The organism is Flavobacterium cellulosilyticum (assembly GCF_004349355.1).
GTDB lineage: Bacteria > Bacteroidota > Bacteroidia > Flavobacteriales > Flavobacteriaceae > Flavobacterium > Flavobacterium cellulosilyticum.
Genome location: NZ_SMFK01000014.1, coordinates 20,983 through 46,102, shown reverse-complemented (window position 1 = coordinate 46,102; position 25,120 = coordinate 20,983). Strand labels below are relative to the sequence as shown.

At 31.3% G+C, this 25,120-nt stretch carries 24 protein-coding genes; 3 read left to right on the top strand and 21 right to left on the bottom strand.

Annotated features, from left to right (window positions below):
- Window positions 1–57: 57 nt before the first annotated feature.
- The 7 genes from E0F76_RS15825 to E0F76_RS15795 form a co-directional block, all read right to left on the bottom strand.
- Window positions 58–1,167, bottom strand: a complete 1,110-nt coding sequence (locus tag E0F76_RS15825; RefSeq protein WP_132008335.1) for a FecR family protein — start codon at window positions 1,165–1,167, stop codon at window positions 58–60.
- An 86-nt stretch (window positions 1,168–1,253) separates the two neighbouring features.
- Window positions 1,254–1,862, bottom strand: coding sequence for an RNA polymerase sigma factor (locus E0F76_RS15820; RefSeq protein ID WP_246022083.1), 609 nt, complete (start codon window positions 1,860–1,862; stop codon window positions 1,254–1,256).
- Between the two features lie 542 nt (window positions 1,863–2,404).
- Window positions 2,405–3,403 (bottom strand): GntR family transcriptional regulator, encoded by a 999-nt coding sequence (locus tag E0F76_RS15815; RefSeq protein WP_132008332.1) that lies wholly within the window; start codon window positions 3,401–3,403, stop codon window positions 2,405–2,407.
- A gap of 570 nt (window positions 3,404–3,973) precedes the next feature.
- Window positions 3,974–5,026 carry a glycoside hydrolase family 53 protein gene (locus tag E0F76_RS15810; RefSeq protein WP_132008330.1) on the bottom strand — a complete coding sequence of 351 codons (1,053 nt, stop codon included), beginning with the start codon at window positions 5,024–5,026 and terminating at the stop codon, window positions 3,974–3,976.
- An 11-nt stretch (window positions 5,027–5,037) separates the two neighbouring features.
- Window positions 5,038–6,720, bottom strand: a complete 1,683-nt coding sequence (locus E0F76_RS15805) for a glycosyl hydrolase 53 family protein (protein WP_132008327.1) — start codon at window positions 6,718–6,720, stop codon at window positions 5,038–5,040.
- A 133-nt stretch (window positions 6,721–6,853) separates the two neighbouring features.
- On the bottom strand, window positions 6,854–6,982 hold the full coding sequence (locus E0F76_RS20060; protein ID WP_407920994.1) for a T9SS type A sorting domain-containing protein: 129 nt from the start codon (window positions 6,980–6,982) through the stop codon (window positions 6,854–6,856).
- A gap of 82 nt (window positions 6,983–7,064) precedes the next feature.
- Complete coding sequence (locus tag E0F76_RS15795) at window positions 7,065–7,343, bottom strand: RagB/SusD family nutrient uptake outer membrane protein (RefSeq protein ID WP_132008324.1); 279 nt, start codon at window positions 7,341–7,343, stop codon at window positions 7,065–7,067.
- 95 nt (window positions 7,344–7,438) lie between these two features.
- Here E0F76_RS15795 and E0F76_RS20055 point away from each other — a divergent pair, with 95 nt between their 5' ends.
- Entirely contained in the window at window positions 7,439–7,522 is an 84-nt protein-coding gene (locus E0F76_RS20055; RefSeq protein ID WP_132008442.1) for an IS3 family transposase, read from the top strand.
- A gap of 114 nt (window positions 7,523–7,636) precedes the next feature.
- On the opposite strand, the gene E0F76_RS15785 is transcribed toward E0F76_RS20055, so the two are convergent.
- From E0F76_RS15785 to E0F76_RS19765, 7 genes are all read right to left on the bottom strand, one after another.
- Window positions 7,637–8,593, bottom strand: a complete 957-nt coding sequence (locus E0F76_RS15785; protein ID WP_132008321.1) for an aldo/keto reductase — start codon at window positions 8,591–8,593, stop codon at window positions 7,637–7,639.
- A 108-nt stretch (window positions 8,594–8,701) separates the two neighbouring features.
- Window positions 8,702–10,390, bottom strand: coding sequence for a sodium:solute symporter family transporter (locus E0F76_RS15780; protein WP_132008318.1), 1,689 nt, complete (start codon window positions 10,388–10,390; stop codon window positions 8,702–8,704).
- Between the two features lie 59 nt (window positions 10,391–10,449).
- Entirely contained in the window at window positions 10,450–11,466 is a 1,017-nt protein-coding gene (galE, locus tag E0F76_RS15775) for a UDP-glucose 4-epimerase GalE (RefSeq protein WP_132008315.1), read from the bottom strand.
- Between the two features lie 3 nt (window positions 11,467–11,469).
- Window positions 11,470–12,519 (bottom strand): UDP-glucose--hexose-1-phosphate uridylyltransferase, encoded by a 1,050-nt coding sequence (locus tag E0F76_RS15770; RefSeq protein WP_132008312.1) that lies wholly within the window; start codon window positions 12,517–12,519, stop codon window positions 11,470–11,472.
- 7 nt (window positions 12,520–12,526) lie between these two features.
- Window positions 12,527–13,693 carry a galactokinase gene (gene galK, locus E0F76_RS15765; protein WP_132008309.1) on the bottom strand — a complete coding sequence of 389 codons (1,167 nt, stop codon included), beginning with the start codon at window positions 13,691–13,693 and terminating at the stop codon, window positions 12,527–12,529.
- 46 nt (window positions 13,694–13,739) lie between these two features.
- The gene (locus E0F76_RS19770; protein WP_246022082.1) at window positions 13,740–14,219 is read right to left on the bottom strand and encodes an aldose epimerase family protein; all 480 of its coding nucleotides are present in this window, start codon (window positions 14,217–14,219) and stop codon (window positions 13,740–13,742) included.
- Window positions 14,220–14,340: 121 nt separating this feature from the next.
- The gene (locus E0F76_RS19765; RefSeq protein ID WP_246022081.1) at window positions 14,341–14,718 is read right to left on the bottom strand and encodes an aldose epimerase family protein; all 378 of its coding nucleotides are present in this window, start codon (window positions 14,716–14,718) and stop codon (window positions 14,341–14,343) included.
- 963 nt (window positions 14,719–15,681) lie between these two features.
- Between E0F76_RS19765 and E0F76_RS15755 the strand changes: the two genes are divergently transcribed.
- Together E0F76_RS15755 and E0F76_RS15750 are read left to right on the top strand one after the other, a co-directional pair.
- Window positions 15,682–16,230, top strand: coding sequence for an HD domain-containing protein (locus E0F76_RS15755; RefSeq protein WP_165932725.1), 549 nt, complete (start codon window positions 15,682–15,684; stop codon window positions 16,228–16,230).
- Window positions 16,227–17,105 (top strand): YitT family protein, encoded by an 879-nt coding sequence (locus tag E0F76_RS15750; RefSeq protein WP_246022080.1) that lies wholly within the window; start codon window positions 16,227–16,229, stop codon window positions 17,103–17,105. The genes E0F76_RS15755 and E0F76_RS15750 overlap by 4 nt, the downstream gene beginning before the upstream one ends.
- Window positions 17,106–17,831: 726 nt before the next feature.
- Here E0F76_RS15750 and E0F76_RS15745 read toward each other — a convergent pair.
- The 7 genes from E0F76_RS15745 to E0F76_RS15715 form a co-directional block, all read right to left on the bottom strand.
- On the bottom strand, window positions 17,832–18,044 hold the full coding sequence (locus E0F76_RS15745; protein ID WP_132008303.1) for a hypothetical protein: 213 nt from the start codon (window positions 18,042–18,044) through the stop codon (window positions 17,832–17,834).
- An 18-nt stretch (window positions 18,045–18,062) separates the two neighbouring features.
- Entirely contained in the window at window positions 18,063–19,436 is a 1,374-nt protein-coding gene (locus tag E0F76_RS15740; protein ID WP_165932724.1) for an exopolysaccharide biosynthesis polyprenyl glycosylphosphotransferase, read from the bottom strand.
- 16 nt (window positions 19,437–19,452) lie between these two features.
- Window positions 19,453–19,884, bottom strand: coding sequence for a hypothetical protein (locus tag E0F76_RS15735; RefSeq protein WP_132008297.1), 432 nt, complete (start codon window positions 19,882–19,884; stop codon window positions 19,453–19,455).
- Window positions 19,885–19,989: 105 nt separating this feature from the next.
- The gene (locus E0F76_RS15730; RefSeq protein ID WP_132008294.1) at window positions 19,990–22,317 is read right to left on the bottom strand and encodes a polysaccharide biosynthesis tyrosine autokinase; all 2,328 of its coding nucleotides are present in this window, start codon (window positions 22,315–22,317) and stop codon (window positions 19,990–19,992) included.
- A 2-nt stretch (window positions 22,318–22,319) separates the two neighbouring features.
- Entirely contained in the window at window positions 22,320–23,087 is a 768-nt protein-coding gene (locus E0F76_RS15725; RefSeq protein WP_132008291.1) for a polysaccharide biosynthesis/export family protein, read from the bottom strand.
- A gap of 53 nt (window positions 23,088–23,140) precedes the next feature.
- Window positions 23,141–23,887 (bottom strand): glycosyltransferase family 2 protein, encoded by a 747-nt coding sequence (locus tag E0F76_RS15720; RefSeq protein ID WP_132008288.1) that lies wholly within the window; start codon window positions 23,885–23,887, stop codon window positions 23,141–23,143.
- A gap of 282 nt (window positions 23,888–24,169) precedes the next feature.
- Window positions 24,170–25,114: a UDP-glucuronic acid decarboxylase family protein gene (locus E0F76_RS15715; RefSeq protein WP_132008285.1), complete on the bottom strand. Its 945-nt coding sequence runs from the start codon at window positions 25,112–25,114 to the stop codon at window positions 24,170–24,172.
- Window positions 25,115–25,120 lie beyond the last annotated feature (6 nt).

The following is a 25,120-nucleotide window of genomic DNA, read 5'->3' as shown; positions in this document are numbered from 1 at the left end:
TGTTACAGCATTTCGGCGCTTTTTTTTGTGTTTTTTTTTCACATAAGCAATTTTAGTTTAGTTACATCCGTTTGATAAAATTATAATTTGGTTTCCGTTCATTATATAATTTGAATTATTTCCAAGAGATTTACAAATAATTTTTAACTTTTCAGGCAGTGGCTGATCAATAAGTGATGTGGTAAGATGACAATCTTTCAGTTTCTCTCGTGGATAATCAATTTCTACGAGATAAGCCTGCTCAATAGTTTTGAATATCTGGTCAACAGGAACATCTGTGAATTCAAAATTTATTTTTTCGATAGTACTGCATAAGGTTTTTGCTAAAGCTCTATCTTGAGTAATATCTGTGATTTTATTAAACGTAAAATTTTTGCGTTCAAAACGTAATGCTTGATTTGGAAGTAATGACACTTCTTTTTCGTTAGCCGTTTTAATTTTTTGATTTGAATTCACTTTTACATTACCAGTAAGAACTAACACCTCTATATCGGGTTCATTTGCATATGCTTTTATTCTAAAACTGGTTCCTACAACTTTAGTAACAATTTCATTGGCATAAACATAAAATGGTCTTTTGGCGTTTTTACTTATTTCAAAAAATCCTTCACCAGACAAATATACTTTTCGTTCGTTTTTCGCAAAAACCTTAGGATAACTTAACTTACTGTTGGGATTCAATAAAACAGAGCTTCCGTCTGACAAGGTTGTTATTTGTGGTTTAGAAGTATTATTAATTTGTTCAACAAGCTCATTTTCTTTTATAAGATCATGGTAGTTAATAATTCCGCTTTCTGAAATAAAATAATTATTATAGACCCAAGTAAATGAAAGACCAAAAAGAAAAACAGCTGCAATACTCCTATACCAAGTGTTTTTCCAAATTTTTACCAATTTTACATTCTTATTTTGGGCTTTTTCTTTTTCTTCAATTTTTATCCAAGTAGATTCCAGAGCTGACTTTATTTCTTCTGTAGATAAGTTGTTTTCAGGTATTTTCATAGCCAGAAGAAACAATCGAGCTTCTTCGACTACTTTAGCCATTTTTGAATTTCCTAAAGTCCAGTCTTCCCAGTCTTGTTGATCCACTTTTGACCTTACCCATAATTGAAATGATGGGTCAGCTAAAAAATCTTCTATTTCTGTATATTGATTGCGATTTTCCATAAAAAAAGGTTTACTCTATTATAGAGGACAATTTTTTTATTACATACTCACTAAACTAGATATTTTTTTACATTACTAAAAAAAAATTAGTGAATATTTGAAGATAATAGCAAAATAAGCAAATATTCATGCTTCCATTCTTTACGAAGTTTCACTAAAGCACGATGTAATATGTTGTTTGCTGATTGGTAATTAACCTGAAAATTATCTGCAATTTGTTCGACAGTTAAACCCTGATAGTACCGTAGATAAAGCGCCTCTTTTTGCCTAGGAGGTAATTCATTTAATAAGGCATTTATGCGAACTACTTTTGAAGTCGTTTCCTCATCTGTAATTAGATGATATTCTATGGAAAAATCAAACAAAAAATTAATTGAATCGATAGAAGTAGTTTGACGAAAAATATGATCGCGTTCCTGTAGTCGAGAAATACGCTTACGAACAGATGATAAAAGATAGGCCTTTACTACAACAGATTCATCTAAATTCTGTCGATACACCCAAATGTCTGTAAAAACATCTTGTATACAATCTTGAACTTTTTCAGGAAAAGAAGAAATCGAATTTCCATAATGTACCAAATGATTATAATACTTTTCAAAAAGTTTTGAAAATGCCCTTTCATCTCCCATTTTAAGATACTTCCAAAGGATGGAATCATCAGTCAAATCGCAAGATATGGTAAGGTTTTTCAAAATTTATAGGGTTAGCTGTTAAAAAATGGTTGCCAAAAACTCAAGTGTTTAATTGTAAAAAAGAATTAACGGTACTTTTGCGCAATTTACAAGTGTGCGTTTTACATTTGTAAATGTACTTAAAAACAATATACAGAAACAAGTTTATTTAATATAAAAGGCAATTTAAAAAAATTAATACCATAAAATAATTTTAACATACATGTTGTTTATTTTATTAAAAAATAAAATACAATTCGACTATATAAATCTAGAGCAAACATAAAAACAGACAATTATAAAAATATTTTTTTTAAATATTACTAAAAATAAGCAATCATAAAAATAGAGTTTGTATAGACATATGAACAAGGTTAATCCTGAACTATTAGATAAATTTTGTGAAATTTTACCTAAAAAGTGATAATTCATAAAAACACACTAAATTATTATTTATAAACACTTTATCTACTTAAATTAGTAGATTTCTAAAGATCTTTTATTCTTAATAAAAACTCCTTAAAATTAACAATTTTACAAACCAACAGCCGTACTAAAAAAAATCAAAGTGAATTCCGGATAATTAAAGAACACTTATTTTCTATTTGTTTTTTCTTACCATTTAAAATCATTTCTGCCATAATTTTTCCCATAGCTTTAAAATCAGTAGAGATAGTTGTAATCCCATTTTCTACTACTTTTTTTAATGGAGTTTCATTATAAGAAATAACACCTAAATCTTTGCCCAGTTTCAAATTTTGTAGTTTTGCTCTTTCAATAACACTTACTAAATCTCTATCATTTGGTATAATGTAGACATCGCCAATTTTAATTTCTCTATTAGTAAATTCAGTAATTATTTCATTTTCGAATGCAAAATCATTGCAAAATTTCTCAAAACCTTCTTTCATACCAAGTGGTTCTCGATATCCAGGAAATATTAAAATCATTTTTTTATAGTTTAATAATTTATGTTTCCCTTTCAATAAAGCGTCGTTAATGTCGTTCTTGTGATTTTGATATACTGCAGGATAAAGTTTTAGATCTGAATTTGTTTGATCTAAAATATAAACTTCATTAGCTGGTAGAGATTTTATATACAAATCAGCCCCTTGTAAATTAGTAGGCATTATTACATATTTGGTATAGTCTCCATTATTATCATTTATTAGTTTTTGAAAAACTTGCAGGTTAAAATGATGAAAGAAAATATCCACCTGAACATTTTTACCTATATTTTCTAAAAAGGAATTATAAAGATCTTCTTTAAAAATATTCAGCTCTTCAAAAAGCAAAAAAATACGTTGTTTTATCTTTATTTCCGTACTTTTTACATAATATCCTTTGCCTGGAATGGCATAAATTACACCTCTTTTTTTTAAGTCTTCATAGGCTTGCAGAACTGTATCTCGCGACAAAGAGAATTCTGCACAAACTTTATTTATAGAAGGAAGTCTCCCTCCTTTTACTAATTTTTCTTCATCAATTGCTTTTTCGATTGAAGAAATAATCTGTTTGTATTTTGGTATACCAAAATTGTTTTTTATAGAAATTAATTTCATATTCTTGAAATTTTTTTTGCAATATACAATAAAAACTAGTAGGTACTGGTGTGTATTTATCAAAAATACTTTAGCTTTAAAATACCATTATTGATTACAAATCATGATTAAAAAAATGTATTATAATTTAAAACATTGTTGTCCGGTAAAATCTTTTTACAATAGATAAACGGAATAGGTACAGTCCCCACGGGACGTTAGGATTAGATTGACTTGATTTATTTCTACCAATATTTTGCTCCTAACGGAGCTTATCTCGTAGGGGTTAAATATTGGTAGTAAAATAGTTGTAATAGGTGATTTGTACCTTAGGGACTGTACTTTTATAAAGAATTAATTTTATCGAACAGTAATAATACCGAAATTTTCCTTGAAACTAATTGTTAACTACTAAAGGCTCAACATTTGCCGTATGCGGAATCGAAATATTTTCCCAATTGGTACTATTTTTATCTTCCTTTGTAAATTGCCAATCAGATCCAAAATTAACTTTTATTCTGGTTTGTGCATTTATAGTACCAATAGAAAAAGTAATATTTTATTAGATAAAAGTTTCATAAATAATTTAAATTAATTTTTAAAAGCATCTAAGGCCAAAGAAGGTTTTCCGTCAGATTGCCATGCATTCAGTTGGTATCTACTCCAACTTTTCTCGCCTTCAGGCTCCCAATAAATCACACCTAAACCTTTGTTATTGGGCACATTTTTCACAGCTGCAATTACTGCAACTAGCATGTCGTATGTATTTTGAACTAAGGTATAATCGCCTCCAACTTCCACAACCATTACTTCTTTACCATATCTCGAAGCCATATCTTTAAGGTTGTTTTCTAAATCAATAATTGTGCTTGTGTAATCGCTTTTTATCCAAAAAGGATAATACGAAAGCCCGATAACATCATATTTTACATTATTTGCTTTAGCAATATCAAAAAACCATCTGAACTTGGCACTATTATTTCCCTCATCAACATGCACGATTACTTTTATTGATGCATTAATTGCTTTTGTAGCTTCATATCCTTTATTAAGTAACTGTGCTAATTGACTCCAATTTGACGTACTCCCTTCTGGCCACAACATCCCTCCAGGAATTTCATTGCCTACTTGTACCCATTCCGGTGTTACTCCAGCTGATTTTAGTGCTAACAAAACATCATAAGTATGATCATAAACATCTTTTAACAGCTCTTCAAAAGAATGATTTTCCCAAGCTGCTGGTTTTTTTTGTTTACCAGGATCAGCCCAAGAATCACTATAATGAAAATCAATCATGATGCGCATTCCCATTTTCTGAGCTCTCAAAGCCATAGTCACCGTTTCTGCTTTACTGCAATGTCCACTAATTTTATCGTCATTTGGATTCACCCAAACACGAAGTCGTATGGTATTGATTCCTCTGTCTTTTAGCAATTGCAAACAATCTTTTTGCGAACCATCCTGATCAAAAAATGTGTATCCTGTAGCCTCCATTTGGGGCAACCATCCAACATCAGCTCCCTTTGAAAAAACAAAAGGTTTTGAAGCCGTTTTATGATTTTGAGCAATACTAGCACACGAAAAAACAAATAGTCCTATAGATACTATAAGAGCTAATTGTATTTGAACAGATCTTTTTTTCATCACTTATTTTTTTATTTTTTACTAAATTTCAACTGCTGCGTTTTACCACCTGAATTAACAGATAGTATATACATCCCTGAACTTAAATTAGAAACATCAATAGCGCTCTTGTCGGTTGCATCCGTATCAGAATAAACCGTTTTACCTAAAATGTTTGTGATTTTTACTGATTGTATTGCTGTCTCACTAGTGTTTTTAAAATTTAAAATATCCGTTACAGGATTTGGATACATTAGTAATTCGTTTTCAAAATTGTTATCGTCAATACCTAATGATCCTGATGCCGCAATGGTCAATTTAGAAGACAAACTAGACCCCAATTTACCACCCCAATTTGCTGTCCAAAGTTCCACATATAGGTCATAATATTCTCCATTAGTTAAATTTGCGGTTGGAATAGTAGCTAAAGGTATACCAAGGGCGATTTGACTTGTAACATCTGTTCCAGTTGATGCCACTAAAAATTGATTTGCTGTACTCTCTGCTATGGTTTTTAACCAACCACCACTTGAATTTCTTTTAAACAATCCTACATAAAAATAATCGCTGGCATTGTTTGAAGTGTAAGTTAGATTAGCAACAACATTTTTACCCTGTTCAACTGGATTAGCGGCAAATCCGTTAATTTTCACCTGTTCATTAGCTACAATTACAGGAGGCCCTAAGGTATCACTAAAAGCATTTAGAGCTTCCGAAGGTTTTCCATTAGATTGCCAAGCACTCAACTGATACCCACTCCAGCTTTTTTCGCCTTCCGGCTCCCAATAATTCACGCCAATTCCTTTTCCGTTTGGCACATTTTTTACAGCTGCAATTACTGCAACTAGCATATCATAGGTGTTTTGAACTAAGGTATAATCGCCACCTACTTCTACAATCATTACTTCCTTTCCGTATCGAGAAGCCATATCGTTTAGATTGGTTTGCAAAGCTCCAATTGTCGCTGTGTAATCGCTATTTAACCAATACGGATAATACGAAAGTCCAATAACATCATATTTCACATTGTTTGTTGTCGCATTATCATAGAACTTTCTAGATCTTCCATTGTCATTTCCTTTGTCAATGTGAACGATTACTTTGATAGATGGATCAACAGCTTTTGTAGCATCATAGCCTTTGTTTAATAATTGTGCTAATTGTGACCAATTCGAAGTACTTCCTTCAGGGAATAACATTCCATTTGGGATTTCATTACCGATTTGCACCCATTCTGGTGTTACCCCAACATTTTTTAGTGCATTCAAAACATCAAAAGTATGATTGTAAACATCATTTAATAATCCTGCAAAAGTATGGCTTGCCCATGCAGCTGGCTTAGCTTGTTTTCCCGGATCAGCCCAAGAATCGCTGTAATGAAAATCAATCATGATACGCATTCCTAAATTTTTTGCCCTAACGGCCATTACAACTGTTTCTGCCGGACTGCAATGGCCACTGGCTCTGTCATTGGAAGGATTTACCCATACACGTAAACGAATGGTATTCAAACCCTTATCTTTGAGAAGTTGCAAACAATCCTTTTCAGAGCCGTCTAAATCATAAAACTTATATCCAGTAGCTTCCATTTGTGGCAACCAACTTACATCACCACCTTTTGAAAATAAAGGATTTTGGGCATTACTATAATAACAAGTCATTAACATCAATAAAGACATTAAAATTATTCGAAATTGTGCGTGTATTTTTTTCATTAAGACCTGTATAAAAGGTTTTGCATTTCTATTTAACACTATAAAGATTGAATCTCATAATTAGATCACTTTGTGTAATAAGTGTCATTTCATTTGTACGACACTATCTTGTTTATTTTTTGTAAAATTTTGACTATTGTATTCCATCCCCCGAATTTACAGATAATAGGTATATTCCTGAACTTAATTTAGAAATATCTATAACGTTATGGCTCAAATTATTAACTTCATAACAAACAGTTTTACCTAAAATGTTTGTGATTCTATAGGATATAAACAGTATAAATTAATTTAATGTAATTGTTCTATCGATTGCATTAATTGTCACAGTATCATTAATTGCCTTATGTACCAACGAATTTAAAATTGGCATCAGGACTTCCTTCATTTTCCAATTTTGAGTCGATTTTATATTCTGCATTCTTATCGTGTCCATCGCCAGAATACACTTCAGCATTTAAATAAAGTCTTGCCAAAAGCGACCAAAGTGCAGCTTGATCTGCACGACCGTATTCGTTGGATTTTGGAGCACTCATTGTTCCGTCAATAGCTTTCAATTCCGATTCGATATAACGAAATAAATCTACTTGTTTTATTTGTTTAGGTATTTCACCATTTGCCAATGTTTGATCCGTTGCACATGAGGGGCTGCAAAATATGTCTCTTAAAAAAATTTAATTCGATAAATCAGTTAAAACAAGAAATCAAATAGTATTATTTGTATTATAATAATGAAAGAATTAAATCAAATATAAACAAAATGAGCCCGGTACAATACCGAGCTCATTATTATCAAAATTAATTATCAATTTGTCTAACTTTTTGGGTCCAGACTATTACTACTGTTTAAAAATGCCAATTTTCTTTTAGAATAGTACTGAATCACTTTTCAGAACTATACATTGAAAAGTCATTCTCATTTCAATATTGATTCTATTAAATTTAATTCAGCAGTAGAAAATTCCAGATTTTGTAATGAATCGATATTATTATTTAACTGCTTCGTAGAACTGGCACCAATTAAAACAGAAGTAATTCTATTGTCTTTTAATACCCAAGCTAACGCCATTTGTGCTAAAGATTGGTTTCTTTCTAGGGCAATTTGGTTTAAAGCTTTAATTTTATGAATTCTTTCTTCTGAAACATCCTCTGATTTTAAAAAACTATTTGGCTTTGCAGCTCTAGAATCTTTAGGAATCCCTCGTAAGTATTTATCGGTCAAAAGTCCTTGAGCCAAAGGTGAAAAGGCAATGCAACCAATTTCTTTTTCTCCTAAAACGTCTAATAAACCTTCTTCGGGAGTACGCACAAACATTGAATATTTCACTTGATGAATCAAGCACGGAGTTCCTAATTGTTTTAGAATAGCAGCCGCTTCTTTTGTTTTTTCAGGATTATAATTGGAAATACCTGCATACAAAGCTTTTCCACTTCGAACTGCATAATCTAACGCCATCATGGTTTCTTCTAAAGGTGTTTCTGGATCAAAACGATGCGAATAGAAAATATCTACATAATCCAAATCCATACGTTTTAAACTTTGGTCTAAACTGGATAATAAATATTTTCGAGAACCCCAATCACCATAAGGACCTTCCCACATGGTATAACCCGCTTTGGTCGAAATCACTATTTCATCCCTTAAATTTCCTTGAAAATTATTTTTGAGTATTTTACCAAAATTTGTTTCAGCAGAACCAGGGACTGGTCCATAATTATTGGCTAAATCAAAATGAGTAATTCCTTTGTCAAAAGCCTCTTTAGCGATGCTTTGTGCATTTTCAAAATCATCAACCGAACCAAAATTATGCCATAATCCCAAAGATATTTGTGGCAATAATAGTCCGCTTTTTCCACATCTGTTGTATTTCATTTGTTTCTGTTTAATATTAAAATTAAATCACTTTAATTACTGTTTACTCCAATTACAAAGCTCTCCTATTTATAAAATAAGAGAGCTCTAGTTTTACTTTTTATAATCTTACCAGAACACAGAATATAATGCTACTAAGATGCCCACAATTATTAAACTACCAGCTAAAAATGCATTGTTCACTTTAAACATAGTAGAGTCTATTTCTAATCCTTTTGTTTTAAGACCACGTTTTTGATCATACAAACTGATGAAAATCATAATAATTACTGATGCAGCAAATACAAATCCCATACGGTCTAAGAATGGAATTTCGTATAAACTTATTCCATCTTCTTGCTCCACCAATGTTGAAAATCCTGTTCCGCTTAAAAACTCTAAATTCATAAATTGAGGTAAGAATTTTAAGATTACAGAAAACACAAACCCACCAATAGTAGCAAACATAGCTGCATTTGAGCTGGTTTTTTTCCAAAAGAATCCCATTATAAACATGGCAAAGATTCCTGGACTTACAAATCCGCTATATTCTTGAATAAAATCAAATCCCCCTTTTTTATCAATTCCTAAATGTGGTGCAATGAATACGGCGATGAGCATGGCAGCAACAACTGTTATTTTACCAACGGTAACCATTTTATTCTCACTTGCATTTACATCTATTTTTTTCTTGAAAATATCTAAGGTAAAAATAGTTGCAATACTATTTACTTTACCAGCTAATGAAGCCACAACTGCTGCAGTAAGAGCTGCAAAAGACAATCCTTTAAGACCAACCGGCAATAAATTTAATAATACAGGATAAGAACGGTCTGGGTTTATGATTCCGTCAGGTCCTAATAATTCTGTTTGCAAACCTCCTTTGGTATAAATCACATACGCTGCAATTCCAGGTAATACCACAATTACTGGCATTAATAATTTTAAGAAGGCAGCAAATAAAATACCGCTTCTAGCAGTTTTTAGGTCAGCACCCAAAGCACGTTGAGTAATATATTGGTTACAACCCCAGTAATTTAAATTTACAATCCACATCCCTCCAAATAAAACTGTAAGACCTGGTAAACTTGGGAAATTGGCATTATCCTTTTTTAAGATCATGTGAAAGTGATCTCCAGATTGATCGATCATATAATTAAACCCTTGGATCATACCGTGTTGACCGTTTAATTCGGCTACTTTATCTAAAGCTAAATAAGTAGTTACCAATCCACCGAAAATCAAGAAAACTACTTGAATAACATCGGTATAACCAATAACTTTCATTCCTCCTAATGCAATAATAATAGCAAAGAAAGCCAAACCATACATACATAAGTCTAAGTTAATACCTGAAATTCCGTTTACTGCCAAAGCTCCTAAATAAAGAATAGACGTTAGATTAACAACAATGTAAAGCAATAACCAAAACACTGCCATAATCATTGCTACGTCACCATTATATCGTTGACTTAAGAACTGAGGCATAGTAAAAATCTTATTTTTCAAGTAAACTGGAATAAAGAATACCGCAACAACAATAAGAGTGATGGCAGCCATCCATTCGTAAGTTGCAATTGCTAATCCCATTTTGAATCCATTTCCAGACATGGCAATAAATTGCTCAGATGAAATATTTGATGCAATTAAGGAGGTTCCAATTGCCCACCAAGTTAAAGAACCTTCTGCTAAAAAGTAATCGTGTGAAGCGGAGTGTGAAGCGGTTTGTTTTCTTTTATATATCCACAAGCCGTAGCCCGAGACGATACAAAAGTAAACCAGAAAGACTAAATAGTCGGTAAGCTGTAAGGTGTTCATAAATAATTGATTAGGTATTTGATAAAATTATAGTTTGTGATTTATTTAAATTTTAAAAGTTATTTAGACCTAACTTTTTGTTCCCATTTCCAAGCACTTTCAATAGATTCGTCTAATGAAGATTCTGTTTTCCAACCTAGTACATTATTCGCTTTGTCAGTGTTTGCATAAGCCTTGGTCACATCACCTTCTCTTTTAGCTACAATTTTGTATGGAAAAGGTTTTCCACTTACTTTTTCAAAACTTGAAATCACTTCTAAAACTGAACTACCAACTCCAGTACCTAGATTAAAAACTTCAACCTTATCGGTGTTTTTCTTTTCAATAAGGCGTTGTAAAGCCACAACATGCGCTTTAGCCAAATCAACCACGTGAATATAATCGCGAATACAAGTACCATCAGGAGTTGGGTAATCATTACCATACACCATCAATTCCTTACGCAATCCCATTCCAGTTTGTGTTATAAATGGAACTAAATTTTGAGGAACTCCTATTGGCAATTCACCAATTTCGCCAGAAGGATGAGCTCCAATTGGATTAAAATAACGCAATAAAATAGCATTAATATTACTCACTTTTGTTACATCTGTAATGATTTCTTCACCAATTTGTTTGGTGTTTCCATAAGGAGAAATCGCTGGTTTAATTGATGCGTTTTCGTCAATAGGCATAACATCAGCTTGACCGTAAACCGTACAAGAGGAACTGAATATAAAATGAGCTTCCGGTTTTTGTTGCAATTCTTGTAACAAGTACACTAAGGAAGCAATGTTGTTTTCATAATATAATAAAGGATTGGCAACACTTTCACCTACCGCTTTTGAGGCTGCAAAGTGAATGACACCACTCACATCTGTATGTTTTTTGAAAAAATCTTTTACAGCATGTTTTTCTCTTAAATCTAATTTTTCAAAGATGGGTTGTTTTCCGGTAATGGCAACAATTCCTTTCAAAACATCTTCAGACGAATTGGAAAGATTGTCAATTATCACTACTTCAAAACCTTTGTTTTGCAATTCGACTACTGTATGCGAACCAATAAATCCTAAACCTCCAGTTACTAATATTTTCATTTCTTATTTTGTTTTATAATGTACATCAGATAAATCTCTTAACATTTGAGCACTCTTCTCAGCTGTAATATCGCGTTGTGATTCTCCCATCATTTCGTAACCAACCATAAATTTTTTCACAGATGCAGAACGCAACAAGGGTGGATAAAAGTGCATGTGAAACAACCATTCTGGATGCGCTTGACCATCTGTTGGTGCTTGATGAATTCCAGAAGAATATGGAAAAGAAGTTTCGAAAAGATTGTCATATTTAGCCGTTAATTGTTTTAAAATCAAAGCATATTCAGCAACTTCTTCTGCGTTAAAATCAGCGATGTTAGTCACATGACGTTTGCAAACAATCATCGTCTCGAAAGGCCAAATCGCCCAAAAAGGGACCAAAGCAACAAAGTGATCATTCTCAATAATAATACGTTCTTTGGCTTCTAATTCTTTTTTTAAATAGTCCAAAAGCAAATTACTTCCGTTTTTGTCATAATAGGCTTTTAGACTATTATGTGTTTTTTCTATTTGAGTTGGTAATGAAGATTGCGCCCAAATTTGTCCGTGTGGATGTGGATTACTACAACCCATGACGCTTCCCTTATTCTCAAAAATTTGAACATAGTTAATGTAATCTACCTTGCCTAATTCTGTGTATTCTTTTTGCCAAGTACGAATAATATCTTCGATAGTTGCCAAATCCATTTCTGGTAAAGTGATGTTGTGTTTTGGAGAAAAGCAAACCACTCTAGAGATTCCTCTTTCTGGTTTTGCTTTAAAAAAAGTGGTTTCACTACTTTCTTCAAAATCAATTTCCTCTTGTTTTAATGCTGCAAAATCATTTTCAAAAACAAATGAACTCGTGTATTGTGGATTCACTTCCCCGTTAGCACGAACATTTCCAGGACATAAATAACATGTTGGATCGTATTCTGGTCTACTATCATCTGCAATGGTCTCTTTTTGACCTTGCCAAGGTCGCTTGGCTCTGTGTGGTGAAACTAAAACCCATTCGTTGATAAGTGGATTAAATCGTCTGTGCGGATCTTCGTATATATCAAATTTTTTCATTCTTTATTTAGTTTTTATATAATGATGTTCCGTTAGAAATTTTAACATCGTAAATTTTTAATTCTATTCCAAATTGGTCAGCATACAATTTAGTAAACTTCTCTTTGATAACATCTTCACTACCTTTTTTTACTAAAGTGATGGTGCAACCTCCAAAACCACCGCCCATTAATCGAGAACCTATTACATCTTCTTCGGCAATAGCCAAATCGACTAAATAATCTAATTCATCACAGCTAACTTCATAATCCTTCGATAATCCTTCGTGAGTTTCAAACATTAATTTCCCTAATGTTAGAATATCACCTTTGTCAAGCGCATCACAAGCTTGAATTACTCGTTTGATTTCTTTTACTGCATACAAACTTCTTCTATATACATTGTCCGTCATTTTAGATTTCAAGTTGGTTAAATGGCTCACATCACAATCTCTAAAGCTTTTAATTTCCGGATAATTTTCTTTGATAATAGCAAGTCCTTCGTTACATTCCTTACGACGGTTATTGTATTCTGAAGTAAATAAAGAATGTTTAACATTACTATCAAACAAAACTAATGAATAATCAACAAAATTAGCCTCGTGGTAAGTATATTCTAAAGTACGACAATCAATTTTTATCACTTTATTTTCCATTCCCATTACACTTGAAAACTGGTCCATTATACCACAATTAATACCTACCCAGTGTTCCGCACTCTGGCCCATTAAAGCGATGTCAATAGATTTTATTCCTAAATTAAACATTTCGTTTATTCCGAATAAAAACCCACATTCCAAGGCTGCCGAAGAAGACAAACCTGAACCAGAAGGTATATTACTACTAAAAGCACAATTAAATCCGCCGACTTCATGTCCATTTAATTTCAGTTGGTGCAATACTCCACGCAAATAATTAGTCCAAACAACTTCACTTAAATTGGCATCTTTTGTCACATCTATAGCTATGGATTCATTTAAATCAATCGCTTGGATGTTAGCCATATTCGTGTCATTTTTTTCGAATGTAAAACAAATTATTTTATCGATTGCAGCTGGCAATACATAACCATCATTGTAATCGATATGCTCACCAATGATGTTAATTCTTCCTGGTGAAAGTACTGTTTTAGATGGGCTGTTTCCAAATTTTTCTTCAAAAAAAGCAGTAGTTGTTTTTATTAATTTAGTATTCATAAAGTTATATTTTATTGTTTTTTTTTCTAATATTATTTGATATGCCTTAAACAAATTGAAATTTATAAATTGTTTTATGATAATATTGATCCCCTTTTTTTAATACAGCACTTGGAAAATGCAGGTGGTTTGGTGCATCTGGATAGTTTTGTGTTTCAAAACATCTCCCACGCAATGGATGGTAATCTACTTCTTCTTTTCCTTTTAAAATTCCAAAACAATTTCCGCCAACATAAATGTGTACTCCGTGTTGGTTCGTAATTACATCCATTTTCAAATTATTTTTCGAACTATACAAACTCGCAGCCACTAGATTATTATTTTCAATTACATATGTATTATCAATAGAAGTTGGGCATTTTTTGGGTGTATTAAAATCTAAATAGTAGTTTTTTGTATCGATGAAGGACCCAGTTGGAATACTATCTACATCCGTTTCAAGTAGTTTATCCGAGAAAACCGTTAATTCTTGATATTCTACCGAGCCTTGAAGTCCATCGAGATTAAAATAACTATGATACGTCAAGTTTATAATAGTGTCTTCGGTGGATTTAGCCCAATATTCAATAATCTATTCATTTTCTTCTGATAGTGTATAGCTCACTTTTACAACTAATTCTCCGGGGAAATTTTCTTCATTAGCAATACTACAATATCCCAAAACAACTGAAGGATTTATAGCTAATTTTTTTTGATAATCGTCCATTTCTTTTGACTAAAACCTTCTTTTCCCCCTGTAAAGAATTTTTATTATTGTTTTGGTACAATTGGTTTTGTTTGTCATTCAAAGTAAAAGCTCCTTTTCTTATTCGGCCTATATACCTCCCTACAATATCCCCAAAATAAGGAGCAGACGGCAAATAAAAAGATTTTTTGTTTGCTTCATCAGAATCAAAACCTAAAACTATATCTATTTTTTTTACCATTTTCACTGGGACTTTCAATGAAGTTAGACTTGCTCCATAATTTGTGACTTTTATTTCAAATCCATTTTCATTCGTTAATACCGTGCTATCCAATTCCATATTAATTTTAGGTAAAATGCAAATTATTGACATTAAAAAGGAAACATAAAATTATGGATTCATTTTTTTAAGGTTTCTTTTTTGACATATATAAAAAACAAATGTAAAATAAAAAACAACATAACCATACTAGTACCTACTAGTTTATAATAATTTTAAACATTGTTGTCCGATTAAATCTTTTCTCAATAGATAAAACAGAATAGGTACAGTCCCTACGGGACATTAGGAGTGGATTTACTTGATTTATTTCTACCAATATTTTGCTCCTAACGTAGCATACCTCGTAGAGGTTAAATATTGGTAGTGAGAAAGTTGTAATATGTGATTTGTCCCGTAGGGACTGTACTTTTATAAAGAATTAATTTTATTGGACAATAATGAATTTAAAAAAATTATAAGCTTAATCAAAAAATAGAAACCACTTTTTCTTATCTAAAGTAAAAAACAGCAAACTACTTGACGTACTTTTATGTGGTTTTTACTATTACAAATAAGTAGAAAAAAAAAGAATACCTCATACTACTTTTTAAGAAACGAAATGAGTGTCTTACTAATAACTTACTTTCAAAATTACATCCACTAAAAAACTGCTTTTTTTTGACATTTAAACAATTAAAACAGCAATTTTACTACTAAAAACAAGCGAAATATCAGCAATGATAAAATAACTTTCTATGTTAAAAATAGCGAAGTAATTTTTAAAACGACGATAAAAACCTATAACAAAATACCTTATAAGCTCCAAAACGAATTAACGAGTAGTGACTTGTTTTGCAAAATACAATTCTGAAATAGAAACTTATAGAACCTTTACTATTTTGATCCATTAATCACTTAACTTATTCAAATATTATTTAATAAATAACGCTAAAAAAATCTATAAATCTTTTACTTTTAATATCTTAGCCTTGAAAACATTACGCCTTAATTATGCTGAAACTACCAGAATGTCAACTTATTTTGAATAAACTTAGAAATGAATTGTCGGCAAAGCTGTTTTATCACTCCATTTATCACACTCTTGATGTATACCATAGTGCTGAAAGTATCGCGATTGAAGAAGGAGTTTCTGATTCAGATATGAAACTGCTTCTTGTTGGTGCCATTTATCATGATGCTGGATACCTTAAACAAAATAATAATCATGAAGAAATATCCTGTATTATAGCTAGAGAATATTTACCTCTTTATCATTATTCAAAAAAAGACATCGATATTATTTGTGGAATTATAATGGCTACAAAAATACCGCAAACTCCAAAAACCCATTTGGAAGAGATTATTTCCGATGCCGATTTGAATTATTTAGGTCGTACTGATTTTTTTGAAATCGGTGAGTACCTTTATAATGAAATGCTTGCATTTGGCTATATAAACAATAGGGATGAGTGGAATAAAATCCAATTGAACTTTATGTTACAGCATCATTATTTTACAGCTACAGCTATTAAAAAGAATCAATCATTAAAAGAAAAGAATTTAAAAGAAGTCCAATTACGAATTAAATGACATCAAGGATGGGAACAACTACTTTGAAAAATATAATTGATGCTATTAGTACTATTGCCGGCATATTGTTTTGTGGTTTTGCTCTGAAAGGTTTTTTAGTTCCCAATCAGTTTTTTGATGGAGGAGTTACTGGAATCTCATTGTTACTCCATGAATTATACCATTGGAATATTGGATATGTTATTGTAATTGTCAATATTCCTTTTATTATAATGGGAGCATTTCAGGTAAATAAAACGTTTGCTATACGAACTTTTTTAGCCGTAATAGGTTTGGCGCTTTGCCTTCATTTTATCCCATATCCACAAATTACCTCAGATAAATTATTGGTTTCCATTTTTGGTGGTGTATTTATGGGATTGGGCGTGGGTCTGGCCATACGAGGCGGTTGTGCGCTTGATGGAATTGAAGTTTTGGCATTGTATACTGGAAAACGCATCAGTTTTACAATTAGTGAAATTATATTGGGAATCAACATAATCATCTTTTTAATAGCAGCTATTAAATTAGGACTTCCAGTTGCTTTATATTCCATTTTGACTTATTACACCGCTTCGCGGACGATAAATTTTGTAATTGAAGGTATCGAAGAATATACGGGAGTCACTATTATTTCAGGTCAAAGTGAGAAAATAAAAGAACAACTAGTAATGAGTTTAGGGCGTGGAATTACTGTATACAAAGGAGAGAGAGGCTTTATGAAAGAAAATTTTGAAATGAGTCATCCTGTAGACATTGTATTTACCGTTGTTACCCGTATGGAATTACGTCGCCTTAAAAACTTGGTCGAAGTTATTGATCCGAAAGCATTTATTTTTACCAGTTTAATTAAAGAAGCCGCTGGAGGAATACTAAAACGTAGAGCCAGACATTAATACATTTAACTATTCGATAACTTCATAAGTAATTACAGGTTTAGCTTTATTTTTCAAGGTAAATTCACCATTGAGTTGCATTAATTAATTGAATCTAGTTTTTCATTAGCATCACTATTTCTATATTGATAAGAATAATAGAAAAATAATAGCTATCGGCAATATGTAAAAATCAAAAACTAGATCTTGTATTTTTATCCTTAGAACATGCAATAGTCACAATAACCCATAAAAAAAACCAAAACAGTAAGGTTTCGGATTATTGGAATTAATCCATATCTTATAAATGTACTTTTTGAAGGTTGTTAACAGATTCTAAATTTATTGCACTGATTTTTTTGAAGTGTTAAAAATTATTCAACTTTCTAGGACCTTTTGAACTTCCACGTTACTAGGAAATTCTCTTTTTAGGGATTTGACATCAATAACCAAGTTACTCAAAGTATTGTGTTATGATTTTCGCACGTTCTTTATCACATATTTAGAAGTTTTCTAAAATAAAAAAAAGTTTATTGAAATTCATTTCAATAAACTTTTGGAAAAACCCTATTGTATACTAATTTGCAACTTTTTGACCAACTTCTTTGATCACATTACTTACTAAATTTCAAATGCTCAATACATTGATTTTACTGGTGTTTTACTTACTTCGTAAGTTTTAAAAATTTTATCATTTGATAAATAAAATAAGATAATTCAGATTTAATCTAAGATAAAAACTTAAGGTTAATTTACTAAATCTACATTATTTACAATTACAGTATTATCTTTTTTCAAATTTTTTGATTTTTTAATTTTATCATTCAATTTCAAAATGCGTTCCAATTGTTTTCGTTGGACCATATACCTCATATAATATTTATACAATTCTTTGCCAACGAAAAAAGTAGCGACGGAAACTCCTGTGAGTAATCCAACTAAATAGTAAGTAATGTTCATAATTTCTATTTTTTAAGTTTAAAAAGCGTTTTCATCCCCTTTCAAGGTAACAATAACTGTTAAAAAGCAAATTTTAATATCTTTAATTAAGCTCCAATGTTGTACATAATCTATATCTGTACGAACACGTCTCTTCATATCCTTTACTGTTTTAGTTTCTCCTCTAAGACCAGAAACCTGAGCTAGTCCTGTAATACCTGGTTTAACAAAATGACGAACCATAAAATCATTTATATGATCATTGTAGTCGGAAGTATGCTTGATCATATGTGGGCGTGGTCCAACAACACTCATGCTTCCTGATAAAACATTAAAAAATTGTGGCATTTCATCTAAACTCGTACGACGGATGAATTTACCTATTGGAGTGGTTCGAGCATCTTCTTTTTTAGCTTGTTGACTTTCATCACCAGAATTTATATACATGCTACGAAATTTATAACACCAAAAGGGTTCATTTTTTTTACCAGTTCGTAATTGCTTGAACAAAACGGGTCCCTTACTTTGTTTTTTAATAATAAAAGCTAAAATAGGATATAACCATGACATGATAAACACTATGATAAAAACACTAAATAAAATATCAAAAATCCTTTTAGCTAAGCGATTATAGGCATTTTGCAATGGCTCATTACGGGGCTTTATGACATGAAAATTATTAAAATTACTTGTACTAAAATGATTTTTTGATATCGTCGATAAATCAGGTACAAATTTTAATCGCATACAATGCTTATCCCCTAGCTCAAAATAGTAATTTAAATCAGAAATGAAATCTGGTTTTGCCACAATATACATTTCATTTATATTTTCTTCAGAAGCTTCATGGATTGCAGTTGTAAGCGCTGTACTAAATTCATCTTTTGTATTGTAATTAATATCTGAATCCTCATTGAGAATACCCATAAAATGAATAAAAAAAGAATTAGATTCTAATTGTGAAGCCAATTCAATACTCGTTTTATTAAATCCCCAGATTGCAATTGTATACCGTTTATCAATCCAACCTTTAATTTTTACAATTACTAAGGTAAACATTATTCTAGATATCATAAAATAAGACAGCAAAAAACTCAATTGAAATAAATTTGCTTTACTAAAGAAGGAGTATAAAGGATTATCCGGAAAAATAAAAACATAACTATACCATAGTACTCTTTGTGTTAAAAAAGCACGCCAACTATTCCGATAAAAATCATCTAAACTAAAGAGAACATCTATTCTATACAATCTAAAATACGAAACTGAAAATAACCAGCTCAATATCGTAATAGGAATCAATTTATTAAATAACAATGCGTCCCAACTAATCCCTTCTGGATTGGTAAACTTTAAAAAAATTAAAGTGCCTATAATCATTGCGGTCATATCTTCTATGACTGAACTAATCATAAATGAAAATTTATGTCTATTTCGCATTTCTTATTTTTTTAAAATAAATTAATACATTTATTAAATGGTACCCCAGGCCACCTACTATACTTCCTAGAATTCCAAAAAAAACATCCATCAAATCTGGATTTCTATTTTTAATTAAAAACTGTCCACCCTCTGCAATACAAACTATAGTTGCTGAAATAGCCAAGTTCCTCAGGTAAATTATAATTGTATTTTTTATACTTCTGTTTCTAGTGTTAAAATCCGAATATTCTTCTAATAAGAATCCAAATGCAACAAAAGGAATGGCAGTACGTAAATTGTAATAATAATTACTCCAGTTTAACAGCCATTTGGGTATATAAGATTCAGAACTTAAACTAGGGTCAGGCAACCAGGAATAATAAAAAACTGCTCCAACAACACAAAACAACAATATTTGGATCGTTTTCTTTATTACCATTTGAAGATTTATTTTTGAATTAAATAGTACAATTAACTCATTAGGTGTTATTAGTATTAATGAATAAACCTAATGAGCTTTTATTATCCAAGATTATAAAAGCATTTAACTAAATACTTTTTTATACCAAGGTTTCTTTAATTTACTATCTTGATATTGATATCCATAGCTATACCCATAATTATATCCATAAGTACTTCTAGTACTGACTTCATTAATAATAATACCAACATTTTTCAATTGCTCTTTTTTAATGAAATTATTTACTTGATTTAATGTACTCTTATCCGTAAAATTGTATTTCGTAACAAATACAGTCACATCAGCAAGTTGACTAAAATTGAATGTGTCCGACACCATTTGCACTGGAGCACTATCTAATATTATAAAATCATAAATACCTTTTGCTTCTTCAATTAATGTTTCAAAATTCGAATTTGTTAACAACTGAGTTGGATTAGGAGGAATTTCTCCTGCGAATAAGGTGTCCATATTTTCAGAAAAATTACTGTCTTTTATCAAGAATTTTTTCCAATCTTCACTTTTATTAGACAAGTAATTCGTGAGACCTAATACATCTTTATCTATATTAAAATATTCATGCAATTGAGGATTTCTTAGATCGACACCTATAAGCAATACTTTTTTATTAAGGTTACTAATTGTTATGGCGTTATGAAAGGCAGAAAAAGATTTTCCTTCTCCTTGAAAAGAGGAGGTAAAAAGGATTACATTACCTTTCTTTTCTTTTACTGTAGGTAGTAAATAAGATATATTAGAATATAAGGTTCTTGTTGCTTCTGCTATGATAGAACGAGAGTTCGCTGAATTATCTAATATTTCTTTTGTGTCAATTACAGGAATGGTTCCCAAAAAAGGGATATTCGGATATTTATTTTGAATGTCATCCTCATTATGTATTTTGGTATCCAACTGTAATTTAAGATACACAATTCCAAATGGAATAAGTAGACCGAACAAAAAAGCACCTAACATAAACGGTTTAGGCTGCGGAAATACGGGGGAGTAATTCGTTGCAGGTGAATTTAAAGTCGTTAAATTAGATTCTAAAATAGCTCCATTTAAAATAGCTTCTTCTCGTTTTTGTAACAATAGCACGTATGTTTCTTCCTTCATCCCTAATTTACTATTGATATTCCCTAAAATTCTATCTTTGGTAGGAATACTTTTAGCAGCAGAATTGGCGATACTTTGTTCTGATCTATTAACTTTATTGTTTTGTTTTAGTAGGCTTAAATACCCTTCTAAAGAATTCAATATAGCCTGCTTTTGTACTCGTAATTGTGAAACCAAACTGATGTAAGCAGGATTGTTTTTCTGAGCCCTTTGTAAGATTAATTCACTTTCCAAAAGTCTTGAATTATAATTCATAAGCATTTGATTAACTGAAGGGGATTCTAAATTGTAATCGGTACCCAAAGCTGATGTTATACTGGAGGATTTTATATCATTAATGGCATTATAAGTGAGCGCAATTTGTCTTTCATTGAGCATGGAACTCTCGTTTTTATCATACTTATCTTTCGTTTTATCAACAATATAACTGTCCATCACCAAGATGTCATTGTTTTTTAAAAAGTTTTCTTTGGCACTTTCAATAGAATCTTTTTCCTTAGAAAAACTCTTTATCCTTTGATTTAAATAGGCAACCGTATTTTTAAATGATTTTTGTTTATTGATTACAATATATTTATCAAACAAGCTGATAATCTCATTTAGTATTTGTCTGGAACGTATCGGACTAGTACCTTTATGAAACAATTCTAAAGTTCCTTTTGAATTTTCATCGGGTAAAACAACCAGAGATTCTTTCAAATTATTCAAAACAACAGCTGTAGGTTCAAGACGCACTACATATTCATTATCAAAATAAGCCGAAGAATCTTGCTTCGCTTTGCCAGATAATTGGATGCTAAAGGGTAAACCAGCAATCACTTGTTTTCCATCATAACCATTAGAATTAAAAGTCTGTTTGGTCGCTGGATCAACAATAATAAATCCTTGTTGATCTAATTTAATATCATACGCTATTTGTGGTAATGAATCATTAGAAACCGTAGGGTATAAAACAAAAGGAACTGCATTTAAATAACTATTTTGGATATTATATACCTTTTGAAAATAACTAATATTAAAATTCAAATTCTTTACTACTTTAAGCAAAAAATCATTGGATGTAATCAATCTAATTTCATCCTCTAAATTATCATCTTTACTTTTCTGATCGGAACTAATGGTAATTATTTGAGTTTTTTCTTCTTTCTTCTTATCCAGAAAAATGACAGCAGTAGTTTCATAGGTAGGGGAAACTGATTTTATGAATAAAAATGCAGCACCTAAGCTAATTATTAAACTAAGTAAAAACCAAGGCCAATATTGGAAATACTTGAAAAATTCTTTTTTGAAATCCATTTTTATCGAGTTCTAATTAAATAATAAAGTGTCAGTAGTGTAGCCAATACTCCAAGTGTTTGAATTGGATCTTTGAGTATACCTGTGTTTTTAACTTTTTGATTGTTTGGGGTTACCATGATAACATCATTTTGTCTGATGCGATAAGTGGGATTAGACATCCAATTGGCCGTGGTTAAGTCAACATGATAAACCAACCTTTTTCCGTCTTCCTCACGGATAAGTTTAACATCTGTTCTAACACCTTCATACGTAAGATCTCCTGCCTTGGCTAGCGCATCAATTAAGCTAATTGACTCTTCAGTAAAAGGGATTACTCCCGGAGTTTTAACCTCTCCTATTACAGTGAATTTATTGTTGATGACTCTTGCCTGTACTGTTGGATTTACCAGATAGCCTTCTTTTATTAAAATATTTTTAATTTTTTTCTCTACATCAGAAGGCGTTAATCCACCAATATTTACTTCATTTAAGACTGGCATCATTATATTTCCCTGAGGATTAACCAAATAACCTGATAATTTCATCATCTCAACGGAATTTTGAACACTTGACCCCGTATTGATATTAAATGGTGCTGCCACTATTGGATTGATATCACTTATATCTATTTTTAAGATGTCGTTGGGTTGTATTTTCGTCGTTGCATAGATGATAGTTGAATTAGAATATTCATCTAAATCTTGTAGGTACAAGATGTTTTTGTTGGATGTACATGACTGCAGAATCAATAAAAACAATAAAATTATCGGAAGTGTTATTTTATTCATGTAGATTGGGGTTTAAATTTATTTTTAAAATTTATTTTATATTTATGTTTTTGCTATTGAACTAAGTATTGCTTCAAAGCAATTGTTTTTTTTAGAAACACCACTCGCATTGCTGCCAAGCCATGGTATTTGTAAATTGTATAATCTTCAAATAAAACTTCGAAAGCTCTTTTTGCATTGGTACTCATTCCTCCCATTCTCATTTTAACGATATATTCATTAATATAACTCATTTTAATTTTATACTTATACAAATAACGTAATAAAAATTCTGTATCGGAAGCAATATTAAAATCTAGATTATAAAAACCATATTTATCCAGTATCGATTTCTTCACATATACAGTCGGATGCAAAGGCAGCCAACCTGATTTTAGTTTCTTTTGACTAAAATTACCTCCAATACGGTTCCGAATCAATCGCTCTTGATCATCGTTCGAAACATAAATCCCATCACCATAAATTCCTTCAATAGTGGAGTCTAAATTAAAACGAGCAACTATTTTACTTACCGCATTTTTATCATAAAATTCATCATCCGAATGCATCAAACCAACAACATCCCCTGTTGCTAATTTAAGGCCTTTATTAATAGCATCATACATCCCTTTATCTGATTCTGAAATATATTGGCTTAATTTATCTCGATACGATTCTATAATTTCTTTAGTTCCATCAGTAGAATTGCCATCAATTACTATGTATTCGATGTTCGAATATTTCTGATCCAAAACACTTTTCATGGCCTTTTCAATGGTTGCCTTTCGATTGTAACATACCGTTATAATAGTGATTCGCATAAAAATTTAGTTGTTAGGGTAAAGATGTTTTTCCTGTTTGAAGACAAAACTAAAATAAAGGAGTACTACTTAAAAATGTTTCCGATGAAGCACCTCAATACTCGTTAAAAAAAACAATACTACTATCTTGAGCCAATTGAGCGTAAAAGGAGGCCATTACTTTTAATAATTTAAAAATACATTAAAAATTAATCCGCTGGGTAAAATTCAAAATTTATATTATTAATAATTCTAACTAACGATTAAAAATTTATCTTTCTATTTTGCAAAAAAACAAAACTTTTATTGTTTTAACAATAACTGATCAAAATAACTGATTGTTGTAATCAAACCTTCTCTTAATTGTATTTTTGGCTCCCATCCTTCTAATTTTTCTTTAGCAAGAGAAATATCTGGTTGTCTTTGTTTGGGATCGTCTTGTGGCAGAGCCAAATGAATAATTTTGGATTTAGAACCCGTCAATTCAATAACAGCCTGCGCTAATTCGAGCATTGTAAACTCATTAGGATTCCCTAAATTTACGGGGCCTAAAAAACTTGCTTCAGAACCCATCATCCGAATCATTCCTTCAACTAAATCATCAACATATTGAAAAGAACGGGTTTGCAATCCATCTCCAAAAATGGTGATATCTTTTCCTTGCAAGGCCTGCACGATAAAATTAGAGACTACTCTCCCATCGACAGGATTCATATTGGGTCCATAAGTATTAAATATACGAATGATTTTTATGGCTACATTATTTTGATTGTGATAATCCATGAACAAAGTTTCTGCACAACGCTTCCCTTCATCATAGCAAGAACGGATTCCTATTGGGTTCACATGTCCCCAATAACTTTCCGGTTGAGGATGCACCAAAGGATCACCATATACTTCACTAGTACTGGCTTGCAATACCTTCGCTTTTACCCTTTTAGCCAAGCCTAAAACATTAATAGCACCTAAAACAGAGGTTTTAATTGTTTTAATCGGATTGTACTGATAATGCACTGGTGATGCAGGGCAAGCCAAGTTGTATATTTCATCCACCTCAGCATAATACGATTCTGTAATGTCATGGCGTACCATTTCAAAATAAGGATGATCTAATAATTCAACAATATTTTTTTTGGCTCCAGTAAAGTAATTGTCCAAGCAAATTACTTCGTTACCTTCATTTAATAATCGTTTGCATAAATGGGAACCTACAAATCCCGCTCCACCAGTTATTAATATTTTTTTCATATTGTT

What these genes read in the sequence shown, in the direction of transcription:
- E0F76_RS15825 (WP_132008335.1), bottom strand. Translation starts at nt 1,167, where the DNA reads ATGGAAAATCGCAATCAATATACAGAAATAGAAGATTTTTTAGCTGAC.
- E0F76_RS15815 (WP_132008332.1), bottom strand. Translation starts at nt 3,403, where the DNA reads ATGAAATTAATTTCTATAAAAAACAATTTTGGTATACCAAAATACAAA.
- E0F76_RS15810 (WP_132008330.1), bottom strand. Translation starts at nt 5,026, where the DNA reads ATGAAAAAAAGATCTGTTCAAATACAATTAGCTCTTATAGTATCTATA.
- E0F76_RS15805 (WP_132008327.1), bottom strand. Translation starts at nt 6,720, where the DNA reads ATGAAAAAAATACACGCACAATTTCGAATAATTTTAATGTCTTTATTG.
- E0F76_RS15785 (WP_132008321.1), bottom strand. Translation starts at nt 8,593, where the DNA reads ATGAAATACAACAGATGTGGAAAAAGCGGACTATTATTGCCACAAATA.
- E0F76_RS15780 (WP_132008318.1), bottom strand. Translation starts at nt 10,390, where the DNA reads ATGAACACCTTACAGCTTACCGACTATTTAGTCTTTCTGGTTTACTTT.
- galE (WP_132008315.1), bottom strand. Translation starts at nt 11,466, where the DNA reads ATGAAAATATTAGTAACTGGAGGTTTAGGATTTATTGGTTCGCATACA.
- E0F76_RS15770 (WP_132008312.1), bottom strand. Translation starts at nt 12,519, where the DNA reads ATGAAAAAATTTGATATATACGAAGATCCGCACAGACGATTTAATCCA.
- galK (WP_132008309.1), bottom strand. Translation starts at nt 13,693, where the DNA reads ATGAATACTAAATTAATAAAAACAACTACTGCTTTTTTTGAAGAAAAA.
- E0F76_RS19765 (WP_246022081.1), bottom strand. Translation starts at nt 14,718, where the DNA reads ATGGAATTGGATAGCACGGTATTAACGAATGAAAATGGATTTGAAATA.
- E0F76_RS15750 (WP_246022080.1), top strand. Translation starts at nt 16,227, where the DNA reads ATGACATCAAGGATGGGAACAACTACTTTGAAAAATATAATTGATGCT.
- E0F76_RS15745 (WP_132008303.1), bottom strand. Translation starts at nt 18,044, where the DNA reads ATGAACATTACTTACTATTTAGTTGGATTACTCACAGGAGTTTCCGTC.
- E0F76_RS15740 (WP_165932724.1), bottom strand. Translation starts at nt 19,436, where the DNA reads ATGATTAGTTCAGTCATAGAAGATATGACCGCAATGATTATAGGCACT.
- E0F76_RS15735 (WP_132008297.1), bottom strand. Translation starts at nt 19,884, where the DNA reads ATGGTAATAAAGAAAACGATCCAAATATTGTTGTTTTGTGTTGTTGGA.
- E0F76_RS15730 (WP_132008294.1), bottom strand. Translation starts at nt 22,317, where the DNA reads ATGGATTTCAAAAAAGAATTTTTCAAGTATTTCCAATATTGGCCTTGG.
- E0F76_RS15725 (WP_132008291.1), bottom strand. Translation starts at nt 23,087, where the DNA reads ATGAATAAAATAACACTTCCGATAATTTTATTGTTTTTATTGATTCTG.
- E0F76_RS15720 (WP_132008288.1), bottom strand. Translation starts at nt 23,887, where the DNA reads ATGCGAATCACTATTATAACGGTATGTTACAATCGAAAGGCAACCATT.
- E0F76_RS15715 (WP_132008285.1), bottom strand. Translation starts at nt 25,114, where the DNA reads ATGAAAAAAATATTAATAACTGGTGGAGCGGGATTTGTAGGTTCCCAT.